This window comes from Micromonospora arborensis (assembly GCF_003205615.1).
Lineage (GTDB): Bacteria > Actinomycetota > Actinomycetes > Mycobacteriales > Micromonosporaceae > Micromonospora > Micromonospora arborensis.
Window position 1 is genome coordinate 155,997 of the sequence record NZ_PYBV01000030.1, and the last position, 13,280, is coordinate 169,276.

General features: G+C 70.1%; 3 protein-coding genes. 2 read left to right on the forward strand and 1 reads right to left on the reverse strand.

Features of this window, described 5'->3' with window-relative positions; genetic code table 11:
* Positions 1-37 precede the first annotated feature (37 nt).
* Both C7C45_RS23495 and C7C45_RS23500 read left to right on the forward strand, forming a co-directional pair.
* Positions 38-11,731, forward strand: a complete 11,694-nt coding sequence (locus C7C45_RS23495; RefSeq protein WP_110565866.1) for a DUF7927 domain-containing protein — start codon at positions 38-40, stop codon at positions 11,729-11,731.
* Between the two features lie 16 nt (positions 11,732-11,747).
* Positions 11,748-12,488: a DUF11 domain-containing protein gene (locus C7C45_RS23500; RefSeq protein WP_146247389.1), complete on the forward strand. Its 741-nt coding sequence runs from the start codon at positions 11,748-11,750 to the stop codon at positions 12,486-12,488.
* A 65-nt stretch (positions 12,489-12,553) separates the two neighbouring features.
* Here C7C45_RS23500 and C7C45_RS23505 read toward each other — a convergent pair whose 3' ends face one another.
* A complete protein-coding gene (locus tag C7C45_RS23505; RefSeq protein ID WP_146247390.1) occupies positions 12,554-13,099 on the reverse strand; it encodes a hypothetical protein in 546 nt (181 codons plus the stop codon).
* Positions 13,100-13,280 lie beyond the last annotated feature (181 nt).

Below are 13,280 nucleotides of genomic sequence, written 5' to 3' on the forward strand. Positions count from 1 at the left end.
CGACGGTCACGATCGTCGCCGGCTCGGACCCGGTCCGTTGAACGCCCGCACCCCCACCCGCACCCGGCGCGTGTTCAGCCACGGAGGGGTCCGACGCCGGACCGCCTTCGGCGTCGTCAGCACCGTGCTGGCCACTCTGATCGCCGTGCTCAACCCGGTCGTCGCCGAGGCGGCCGGCACCGTCCTGTTCAACCAGCCCTTCCACAACAACACCCCGGACGGGCTCGGTCCGATCGTCCTGCCGGCCCTGCCCGCATCGTCCACCACCTCGAACTTCGCCTGCCTCACCGCCTCCGGCAACGTCAGCACCGGAGCGCTGCACAGCTGTGCGACGCAGACCGACGCGCCCGGCAGCGGCAAGCTGCGACTCACCGACGCCACCATCAACCGGACCGGTGGGCTCTTCGGGGCAACCAGCGTGCCCACCGCGTCCGGCCTGGACATGACCTTCAACCTCTACCAGTACGGCAACACCGGCGGCGCGGACGGGATGACCCTGGTGCTCGCCGCGGTCGATCCCGCCAACCCGGCCGCGCCGGCCACCATCGGCCAGTCCGGGGGAGGGCTGGGCTACACCGGTACGAGGACACTGCCGGGTCTGGCCAACGGCTACCTGGGCATCGGGTTCGACGTCTTCGGCAACTACAGCACCACCACCTACCAGGGGAGCGGCTGTACCGACCCAGCCTTCGTCACCGCCTCCAGGATTCCGGGTCAGGTGCTCGTCCGGGGACCCGGTCGGGGCACGGTCGGCTACTGCGGGCTGAACAGCACCGCCACCAACGGGTCGTCGCCAGTGGTCCCACTGCGGGCGAACAACCGCGCCGCCTCGGTCGTACCGGTCGAGGTGGTCATCAACCCGACCACCTCGTCGTTCACCACCGACTCCGGTCTGGTGGTGGCGGCCGGACGCTACATGGTGGTCTTCCGGCCGGTCGGCGCGAGCGTCTCGCGGGTCCTGGAGGGGCCGCTTCCCGCGGTCGCCGCCGGCCTCTACCCCTCGCCGACCTGGCTGAACAGCAACGGCATCCCGCGCCAACTCGCCTTCGGCTGGGTTGCCTCCACCGGCTCCGTGGTGGACAACCACGAGGTCGACAACACCAATGTCGTGACCTTCAACCCGGTGCCCGACCTGAACGTCACGCAGACGAGCTACACCGGCCCGAACCCCCAACCCGGTGATCCGGTCAACTACACGGTGGTTCCCTCGGTCGCCGTCGGCGCCAACGAGACCGCCCCGGTCTCGATGACCGCGACCACGCCGACGGGTGTGGTGCCGGTGGGCGCGTTCGGTAGCGGTTGGGTCTGCGCGGCTCCAACGGGGCAGACCGTCACCTGCACCAACAGCAACGGACCCTTCGCCAACGGGACATCGCTGCCACCGATCTCAGTGGTCGCCATCGTCACCGGGTCCGCCGTCACACCGTCGATCATCCAAACCCAGTCGACAGTCACCGCCTCGTCCATCGACGCCAATCCCGCAATCTCCACCACCACGGTCGTGGGCACGCCGCCGGCGACGCCGAGCGGGATCACCGTCTCGCCCGCGACGAGCACGATTGCCGGTGGCGTCGCGGTGACGGTCGGCGGGACGGACATCGCCGGGGCGACCGCCATCGAGATCGGCACCACGGCGCAGCAGCAGGCCGGCACGCCGGTCGTCCTCCTGCCCTGCCCGTCCGGCCCGGCCGCCGGCTGCTTCACCGTGAACGGCGACGGGACGTTGAGCATCTCGTCCATGCCCGCGCGCAGCAGTGCCGCCACGGTGAACGTCACAGTGGTCACCCGGGGTGTCGCCGCCGCCGCCAGCTATGTCTACACCGACGTACCGGCCACTCCGGCCGCGCCCACCGCGACCGCTGGCCTGGCCAGCGCCACGGTGAACTGGACGGCACCGGCGAGCAACGGCAGCCCGATCACCAGCTACGTCGTCACCCCGATCCGGAACGGGGTGGCACAGACCCCGATCACCTACGACACTTCCACCACCAGCCGGGTCATCTCCGGGCTGACCCTCGGAGCGAGCTACACGTTCACCGTCGCGGCGGTCAACTCGATCGGCACCAGCGCGACGAGTCCGGCGTCGAACGCGGTGGTGCCGTACGCGGTGCCCGGCGCACCCACCATCACGGCAGCCAGCGCTGGCGACTCGTCGGCCCGGCTGACCTGGACCGCACCCAGCACCGGCGGCAGCCCGATCACCTCCTACGTCATCACCCCGTACATCGGCGGGGTGGCGCAGACCCCGCAGACCTTCGCCAGCGCGGCAACCACCCAGACGGTGACCGGGTTGACGCCGGGCACGGCGTACACCTTCACGGTGACGGCCCGCAACGCGGGCGGTGCCGGACCACCGTCGGCGCAGTCCGCGCCGGTCATCCCGAACCAGTCGCCCAGCCTCACCAACCCCGCGCCGCCCGCCGGTGAGGTCAGCGTCCCCTACAGCAACCAGCTCACCGTCAACGGTGGTACGGCACCGTTCGCCTGGTCGATCAGTGCGGGCAGCCTGCCGCCCGGGGTGACCATCAACGCGAGCACCGGTCTGCTCTCCGGCACCCCCACGGCCGCCGGGACCTTCGACTTCACCGTCCGGGTGCTCGACGCCAGCAGCCAGGCGGCCACCCAGGCGCTGAGCATCGTCATCGCGCCGCTGCCCACGCTGACCTTCCCGCCGCCGCCGCAGGGGCAGGTCGGCATCGCCTACAGCACCCAGCTCACGGTGAACGGGGGCACCGGCCCGTTCGTCTGGTCGGTGAGCGCGGGCAGCCTGCCGCCCGGGGTGACCCTGAACCCGAGCACCGGTCTGCTCTCCGGCACCCCCACCGTCGGCGGCAACTTCTCGTTCACCGTCCGGGTGGTCGACTCCTTCGGCCAGGCCGCCACCAGGACGGTCGCCCTCGGCATCACCGCCTCACCGACGCTGACGTTCCCGCCGCCACCGCCCGGCCAGGTCGGTGTCCCGTACAGCACCCAGCTCACGGTGAACGGCGGAACCGCACCGTTCGTGTGGTCGGTCAGCGCGGGCACGCTGCCGCCGGGTCTGACCCTGAACCCCAGCACCGGTCTGCTCTCCGGCACCCCCACCACCGAGGGCAGTTCCAGCTTCACGGTGCGGGTCGTCGACGCCGCCGGCCAGCAGGCGACCGCACCGGTCACCCTGGTGATCACCACCGGACCGCTGGTCGTGACGAAGACCTCGAACGTGAACACCGTGGCGGCCGGCGGGACGGTGAACTACACGATCAGCGTGACCAACACCGCCGCTGTCGCGCTCAGCGGCGTCACCATCACCGACCCGCTCGGCGGGGTGCTCGACGACGCGGTCTACAACGCCGACGCGACCGCCACCTCGGGCACCGTGTCGTTCGTCAGCCCGACCCTGAGCTGGACCGGCAACCTGGCCGCCGGCGCGGCCGTGACCATCAGCTACTCGGTCACCGTGGCCAGCCCGCCGACCGGCGACCTGATGTTGACCAACACGGTCACCTCGCCCACGCTCGGCACCAACTGCGGCACCGGCAGTCTCGACGCCCGGTGCACGGTCAACGTTCCGGTCTCCGCGCTCACCATCGTCAAGACGGCGAACAGGACCACCGCGACGCCCGGCGACGTGGTCAGTTACACCATCGCGGTCACCAACACCGGGCAGGCCACCTACCCGGCCGCCAGCCTCACCGACGCGATGGGCGCGGCACTCGACGACGCGGTCTACAACAACGACGCGGCGGCGACGACCGGTGCGGTCTCCTTCAGCTCGCCGAACCTGACCTGGACCGGCGCCCTGGCGGTCGGCGCCAGCGCCACCATCACCTACACGATGACCGTTCGCGTTCCGGACCCCGGCGACAAGGTCATGACCAACACGGTCAGTTCCGGCAGCCTCGGCAGCAACTGCCCGGCCGCCGCCAACGACTCCCGTTGCACCGCGACCGTCACCGTGCTGGTGCCCGGCCTGGTCCTGACCAACACCGCGAGCACCGCGAACACGACACCCAACTCCACCGTCGGCTACACGGTCACCATCACCAACAGTGGGCAGACCGCGTACACGGGGATCAGTGTCGCCACCTCGCTGGCCGGGGTGCTCGGCCGGGCCACGTACAACAACGACGCGACCACCACCGCCGGGGCGCTCTCGTACACCAGCCCGACCCTGACCTGGACCGGTGACCTCGCGGTCGGCGCGACGGTGACCGTGACGTTCAGCGTGACGGTCAGCCCGGCGACCACCGGCGACCCGGTGCTGACCAGCGTGGTCTCGTCCTCGGCGGTCGGCAACAACTGCGCCCCCGGCAGCATCGACCCGCGGTGCAGGGCGTCGGTGACCATCCTCATCCCCGGGCTGACGCTGCTCAAGACGGCGAGCGTGCCGAGCGCGACGCCCGGCGCGGTGGTGGCCTACGAGATCGTGGTGACCAACACCGGCCAGTCCGCCTACCTCGGGGCGAGCTTCACCGACTCGCTGGCCGGGGTGCTCGACGATGCCGCCTACAACGGCGACGCCACCGCCACCTCCGGGACCGTCAGCTACATTAACCCGACCCTTTCCTGGAGCGGTGACCTTGCCGTCGGCGCATCCGCCACGATCACGTACTCGGTGACCGTCGGCAATCCCGTCACCGGTGACCGGTCGATGGTCAACCAGTTGGTCTCTCCGACACCGGGTGCCAACTGCGCCACCGGCAGCGTCGACACCCGCTGCTCGGCGACGGTCGCCGTGCTGCTGCCCGGGCTGACCCTGACCAACACCCCGAGCGCGGCCACCGCCACGCCCGGCGACACCGTCGGCTACACCATCACCATCGCCAACACCGGGGAGACGGCGTACCCGGCGACGACAAGTGTCACGAACCCGCTGGCCGGCGTGCTCGACGATGCCGTCTACAACTCGGACGCCACGGCCGACAGCGGGACCGTCGACGTGTCCGGGTCGGTGCTGACCTGGACCGGCGCGCTCGCGGTGGGAGCGACAGCCACCGTTCGCTTCTCCGTGACCGTGCAGAACCCCGACACCGGAAACCGGGTGCTGACCTCGACGCTCAGCTCGACGGCGGTCGGCAACAACTGCCCGGCCGGCACGCCCGCCGCGGCCTGCACGGCCACCGTCACGGTGTTGCTGCCCGGGCTGACCATCGTCAAGACCGCGGACAGCGCCACCACCGTCCCCGGTGGCGTGGTCACCTACACCATCACCGTGACGAACACCGGTGAGACGGCGTACGCGGCGGCGGCGTTCACCGACTCGTTGGCCAACCCGCTCAACGACGCCACCTACAACGGTGACGCGACCGCCTCGTCCGGCACGGTCAGCTACGCCTCGCCCAACCTGAGCTGGGTGGGCGCACTGGGCATCGGCGCCGCCGCGACCATCACCTACTCGATGACGATCCTCGACCCGGACCCGGGCGACAAGTCGATGGTCAACACGGTGGTCTCCACCACCCCGGGCAGCAACTGCGCGACGGGCAGCAGCGACGCGCGGTGCACCGCCACCGTGCAGGTGCTCGTGCCGGCACTGACCATCACCAAGGCGGCCAGCGTGCCGACCACCACACCGGGTGCGACCGTCGGCTACACCGTCACCATCAGCAACACCGGGCAGACCGCGTACCCGACGGCGACCGTCACCGACGCGCTGACCGGCGTGCTCGACGACGCGGCCTACAACAACGACGTGGTGGCCTCCGCCGGCACGGTCGGCTTCGTCAGCCCCAACCTGACCTGGACTGGACCCCTGGCCATCGGCGGATCGGTGACGATCACCTACTCGGTGACGGTGCACGACCCGGTCGCCGGTGACCTGATCCTGACCAATCACGTCAGCTCGACAGCAGCGGGCAGCAACTGCCCGACCGTCGGCGGCAGCGACGCCCGCTGCACGGTCAGCGTGCCGGTGGCCCGGCTGCTGATCACCCTCACCCCCGACGTGGTCACCACCACACCGGGTGGAGTGATCCGGATCGACGCCACCTACACCAATACCGGCAAGGTCCCCTATCAGGGCGTCAGCGTGGAATTCGACGGCAGTGGCTTCGCCCCCGACGTCGTCGGCAACGGCGACCAGACCGCGTCCTCCGGCACGCTCACCGTCGGCACGACCGGCTCGGTCTGGACCGGTGACATCCCGATCGGCGCGACCATCTCGCTGAGCGGCAGCCTCACGGTGCTCAACCCCGACCCAGGCGACCTGTTGCTGACCGGTGTGACATTTTCGGACGCCCCGGGCAACAACTGCCCGGTGGGCAGCACCGATCCACGGTGCTCGGTCAGCATCGCCGTGCTGGTGCCGGGCCTCGCGCTGGACGTCGTCGCGGACACGACGACCGCCGTACCGGGGCAGACCGTCGGTTACACCGTGACGATCAGCAACTCCGGGACCTCGCCGTACACCGGCATCAGTGTGGCCAACTCGCTGGCGGCGGTGCTGGACGACGCGACGTACAACGGTGACGCGGTCGCCAGCGCGGGAAGTCTGGCCTTCGCTGACTCCACCCTCACCTGGATTGGCGACCTGGCGGTCGGCGCGGCCGTCACGATCACTTACTCCGTGGTGGTGCTCTCACCCGATCCGGGCAACAAGGTCATGGTCAACGTCCTGCAGTCCACGGCCGTGGGCAGTTCCTGTACCGCGACGGCCCAGGCGTCCGGGTGTAGCTCGACAGTGCTCGTCCTCACCCCGGCGTTGACCATCGCCAAGTCGACGACTGCCACGACGGCACTGCCGGGCAGTGTGGTGCCCTACACGCTGACCATCACCAACTCCGGGCAGGTCGACTACACCGCGACCAGCGTCCTCGACGACCTGACCGGCGTCCTCGACGACGCCTCCTACAACGCCGACGCGAGCGCCTCGGCCGGTACGGTCTCCTACGCCGAACCGGCACTCACCTGGACCGGTGACCTGGCCGTCGGCGCCACGGTGACGGTCACCTACACCGTGACCGTCGACAATCCAGCCCTCGGCGACGACGTGCTCACCAACGTCGCCAGCTCCGCCGCGGCGGGCGCCAACTGCCCGGTGGGCGGCACCGACCCCACCTGCACGGTCACCGTCGCGGTCGTCGAAGCGTCCCAACTGACGTTCGCCAAGACCGCCAGCGTGGCCTCGGCCACCGTCGGATCGGTGGTCACGTACACGGTGGTGGTGTCGAACGCCGCGGGCAGCCCGTACCTCGGCGCGACCTTCGATGACTCGCTTGCCGACGTGCTCGGCAACGCCGTCTACAACAACGACGCCTCGGCCGGCGGGGTCGGCACCATCGCCTACACCGCCCCGGTGCTCTCCTGGACCGGTGACGTGCCGGCGGTCGGGTCGGTGACCATCACCTACAGCGTGACGGTGCAGCCGGTCACCGGTGACAACCTGATGGTCAACACCCTGGTCTCCGACTCCGACGGCGGTAACTGTGCCGCCGGCAGCGTCGATCCGAGGTGCACCACGCGGGTCACCGTGTCGCAGGTGACCATCCTGAACACCGCCGACATGGCCACCGTGCTGCCGGGCGGCACGGTCGTCCTCACCACCACCATCACCAACGACGGCGGCACCGCCTACTTCGGCGCGGCCGTCAACCTGGGCGGCGCCAACCTGCTCGACGACGCCGTGCCGATCGGCGACACGGTGACCTCCGGCGCTCTCGTGGTCGGCCCGGCCGGTCTCACGTGGACCGGTGACCTGCCGGTCGGCGGCGTGGTGACCATCGCCAGCACCTTCCAGGTCCGGAATCCGGACCTGGGCGACAAGATCATCACAAGTACGGCCAGCTCGGCGATCCAGGGCAACAACTGCCCGGTCGACGGCACCGATCCGCGCTGCACCGTCCGGGTCGACGTGCTGGTGCCGGCCCTGAGCATCGTCAAGGTCGCCAACACGCCCGTCAGCACGCCCGGCGGCATCGTCAGCTACACCATCACCATCAGCAACACCGGCACCGCGCCGTACCTGGGCGCCGTGGTCACCGACGACATGAGCGGTGCGCTGGACGACGCGACGTTCGGTGGCGACGCTCTGGCCACCGTCGGCGGTCTGTCGTACACGGCGCCGACGTTGACATGGACCGGGGATCTCGCGGCCGGGACGAGCGCGGTCGTCACGTACACCATGACGGTGAACAACCCCGACACGGGCGACAAGTTGATGGTGAACACTGCTGCCTCGACGGTGGTCGGCAGCACCTGCCCGCCGGCCAGCTCCAACCCGGACTGTTCGGTGCTGGTGCCTGTGCTCACCCCGGGTCTGGGCATCACCATCACCGCCGGCACGGCCAGCACGGCGCCCGGCGCGCAGGTGGGCTACACCATCGCCATCGTCAACACAGGGCAGACCGCGCAGACGGGCGTCACGGTGACCAACTCGTTGGCCGGGCTGCTGGACGACGCGACCTACAACGGCGACGCCGTCGCGAGCACCGGCACGGTCACCTTCACCAGCCCGAACCTACAGTGGTCCGGCACCCTCGCCCCGGGGGCGACGGCCACGGTCACCTACTCCGTGTCGGTAGCCAACCCGGACGGCGGCGATCGGCTCCTGACCAGCCGGGTCAGCTCCGCGGCGGCCGGTAGTAGCTGCGTCGTCGACAGCACCAACCCGGCGTGTACGGCCACCGTGACGGTTTCGGTGCTCAGCATCGTCAACAGCGTGGCCCCGTCGAGCGCGGTGCCCGGCGGCACGGTCCGATTCACCACCACGGCGACCAACACCGGGACGACCCCGTTGACCGCGATCGAGATCATGGCCGACTTCGCCGGCTCGGTCGACGACGCCACCTATACCGGCGACGCGGCGGCCTCGACCGGCACTCTGGTCCTGGTGCCGGGTACGGCATCGATCCGGTGGACCGGTGACCTGGCGGTCGGTGCGGTGCTCACTGTCACCGGCTCCTTCACGGTGAACAACCCGGACCTGGGCAACCGGATCATGACCTCGGTCGTCAGCTCCGCCGTACCCGGTAACAACTGCCCGCCCGGCGGCACCGACCCGTTGTGTACGGCGACGACCACGATCCTCATCCCGGCGCTGACCGTTTCGAAGACCGCGGACCGGGCCAGCACCGTCCCCGGTGGCATCGTCGGCTACACGATCACCGTCACCAACACCGGCGAGACCCCGTACACCGGTGCCACCGTCACCGACGACCTGGCCAACCTGCTCGGCGACGCCACCTACAACGGCGACGCCGTCGCCAGCTCGGGTGTCGTCACCTACGCCGCGTCGACCCTCAGCTGGACCGGTGACCTGCCGATCGACGGATCGGTCACGATCACCTACACCATCACCGCCGACGATCCGCAGACCGGCGGCCGCGTCCTGGTCAACACGGTCAGCTCCACCGCCGCGGGCAACAACTGCCCGCCCGGAGGCTCGGATCCGGCCTGCACGGCGACCGTCCAGGTGCTGCTGCCGGCCCTGAGCATCAACAAGCACGCCAACGTCGGCACCACCACCCCGGGCGGCACGGTGGGCTACACCATCACCGTCACCAACAGCGGGCAGACCGACTACACCGGGGCCACCCTGAGCGACAGCCTCGCCGCCGTGCTCGACGACGCCACCTTCAACAACGACGCGGTCGCCACCGGCGGCGTGGTGTCGTACGCCGCGCCGACCCTGACCTGGACCGGTGACCTCGCTGTCGGCGGCAGCGCCGTGATCACCTACTCGGTGGCGGTGCACAACCCCTCCGACGGTGACCGGAGCATGACCAACGCCGTCACCTCCACCACGCCGGGCAGCAACTGCCCGGCCGGGGGAACCGACCCGGGCTGCACCGTCACCGTCACCGTGCTCATCCCGGCGCTCACCATCACCAACGTCGCCGACGTGGCCACCACCACGCCCGGCAGCGTCGTCCGGTTCACTGTCACCCTGACCAACACCGGGCCCACCCCGTACGTCGGCATCCAGGGGACGACCAACCTCGCGAACCGCTTTGACGACTCCCGGCCCAATGGGGACCAGGTCGCCAGCTCCGGCACGTTGACCGTGGTCGGCACGGTCGTCACCTGGACCGGCGACATCCCGATCGGCGGGGAAGTCGTCATCACCGGCACGGTCACGGTCAACAACCCGGACACCGGCAACCGGGTCATGGCCAACACCGTCACCAGCAACGCGCCCGGTAGCAACTGCCCGCCCGCGGCACCCGCTCCCGCCTGCACCGTCAGTGTCGCCGTGCTGCTGCCCGGCCTCGCCATCGACAAGACCGCCGACAACCCCACCGTCACGCCGGGCGGCACCGTCACGTACACCATCACCGCCACGAACACCGGGGAGACGGGGTACGTCGACACGACGATCACCGACTCGCTCGCCGGCCTGCTCGGTGACGCGGCCTACAACGCCGACGCCACCGCCAGTTCCGGGGTGGTCTCCTACACGGCGCCGGTGCTGACCTGGCGCGGTGACCTGCCGATCGGCACCGCCGTGACGATCACCTACACCCTGACGGTCAGCGACAGCCAGGTCGCTGGTCGCACCCTCGTCAACACGGTCACCTCCGGCGCGCAGGCCAACAACTGCGGGGTCGGCAGCACCGACCCGAGGTGCAGCGCCCAGGTCGCCATCCTGATCCCGGGGCTGGGCATCACCAAGGCCGCGGACACCGCCACGGTCACCGCCGGCGGCACGGTCACGTACACGATCACGGTCACCAACACCGGGCAGTCGCCGTACACCGGTGCGACAGTCGCGGACTCGCTCACCGGTGTGCTCGACGACGCCGTCTACAACGCGGACGCCACCGCCAGTTCCGGTGTGGTCTCGTACGCGACGCCGGTGCTGACCTGGACCGGTGATCTCCCGGTCGCGGCGGTCGCGGTGATCACCTACTCGGTCACGGTGAACTTCCCGAACAACGGGGACCGGACTCTGGTGAACACCGTCAGTTCAAGCACCGTGGGCGCCGACTGCCCGGGATCGTCGGCCTGCACCACCACTGTCGCGGTCCGGATCCCCGAACTGAGCATCACCAAGACCGCCGACACCGGCACGGTCGTCGCTGGTGGGACCGTGCGGTACTCGGTGCTGATCACCAACAGTGGGCAGGCGCCCTACAGTGGCGCCACCGTCACCGACTCGCTCGTCGACGTCCTCGACGACGCCGTCTACGTCGGCGACGCCGTGACCTCCACGGGCGTGCTGTCCTACGCGGCCCCGGTGCTCACCTGGACCGGTGACCTGCCGGTCGGCGCCACCGCCGCGATCACCTACAGCGTCGCCGTCAACCAGCCGGTGTCCGGCGACGGAAACCTGGTCAACACCGTGGCCTCCACCACCCTCGGCAGCACCTGCCCGGCGGGTGGGGGCAACGCGGAATGCACAGCGACGGTCGTCGTGGCCGCCCAGTCGATCACCCTGTCCGGTCTGCCGGCCGGATTCACCCTGACCGGTCGGCCTCAGCAGGTGGTCGGCCAGCAGGGAGCGGTCACCATGACCGTCACCACCAACAGCCCCACGGGGTACGCCGTGACGGTGCGCGGGCTGACGCCCGAACTGGTGGGGGCGAATCCCGTGAACCCGTACACGATCCCGATCGAGAACCTGCGGGTGCGGGAGAGCGGCACCAGCGTCTTCCGGGATCTCTCCGATGTGACGCCGGTGGTGGTGCACCGCCAGTCCGGGCCCTCGGCACCCGGCGGGGACGCGATCAGCAACGACTACGAGGTCAGCATCCCCGCGGTCGTAGCCGACGAGTACTCCACGACGTTGGAGTACGTGGCGATTACCGAGTAACAGCCTGAGGAGCATCATGCGAAGGATTCCTGTCCTGGCGACCGTACTGGCCGCCTGGGTGCTGGCCGGGCCGGCGATCTCCCCGGCGCACGCGTCGGCCCCGACGCCGAGGTCTCTCGCGTCGGCCCCGACGCCGTGGTCTCTCGCGTCGGCCCCGACGCCGAAACCGTCCGCGGTGGCCTCGCCGGACGGGCCGTTGCTCAGCATCACGGTGGACGACGGTCGGACCGAGGTCGCCGCCGGCGACGAGTTGACCTACCGACTCACCGTGCGCAATCTCGGCGCCAGCAAGGTGGCCGACATCAAGGTCTCACAGAGCCTGCCGACCGGGTTGACTCTCGTCTCCGCCGACCGTGGGGGCAAAGCCCGCGACGGCGCGGTCACCTGGGCCACCGATCTCAAGGTGGGTCAGGAGTCGACCTTCACCACCGTGGCCCGGGTCGGTGAAACGCCGAAGGAGGTGCTGCGACTCGCCACGGTCGCCTGTGCCACCGCCAAGGGCGGTACGAAGCCACTCGTCTGCGCGACCCACTCCGACCTGCTTCCGGCCGGCGCGGTCGCCCCGCCCGCCAAGGACGCCGGCGTCTCCTGGCTCTGGTCCGCGGGTGCGGCGGTGGCGCTGCTCGGCATCGGTCTGGGTGCGTTCGTCCTGCTCCGCCGCTACCGCCGGCGCCCGGTCGTACCCGCACACGCCCACTCGGCGTCCCGCCCGGCCGAGAGCACCGACCGGATGGCCGACGCGGTCAGTATGGATTGAGCGAGCATGTGCCCGGTGGCCGCCGAGGTGCGGTCACCGGGCCGGGGCCTGGCGTACGGGGCCGATCAGGCGACCGAGTGGGTGACCGTTCCGGTGTAGTCACCGACCACCGTCGACGGTGACAGCTCGAACGTCAGGGTGGGGTTCCAACTGGCGCTGTTCAGCCCGTCACCGGTGGTCCTGCTGAACGCCGTCTGCCGTACGGCGAGTGACACCGCCTCGGCCGCGGTGGGTTGACCCGGCACGAGGACGCCCGTGCCGACGTTCTGGGTGGGTGGCCCCGACCAGTAGTCGATCGCGCTGGCCGGGATCGTCTCTTCCGGCGTCGCGCCGCCGGTGGTGAAGTCGGTCGCGGTCACGGTCGCCACCCAGGTCGCCGCGAGCTGGGCGCGATCGTCGATGACGGTGACCGTGCCGAGTTGACCGGTGATGCCCTCGTCGGGTGAACCCTGACCGAGATCCGCGCTCGCCGGCACGATGATGGAGAGTTCGCCGCCGGCGACGACGACAGTGGCCGTGACGTCGCCGGTGCTGTCGGCCCGGGCGGGCGTGGGAAGGCCCGCCAGACACGCCGCACCGATCGCCACGGTCAGTTCGAATGACCTACGCATAGCCATCCCCGCGATCACGTTAGATTCCCTGTCTCTGCTCGCACCGAGCGTAACGGCCGTGCACGCTCCGCACTCGCAAAGCGGGCATAACGGTCTATTCGCCACCCAGCGGGGGCGGTGAATTTTAAGTCGCCGGTAAGAAATCGGCTTCCCGGCGCATTCCCAGGTGACAGGACCCCTT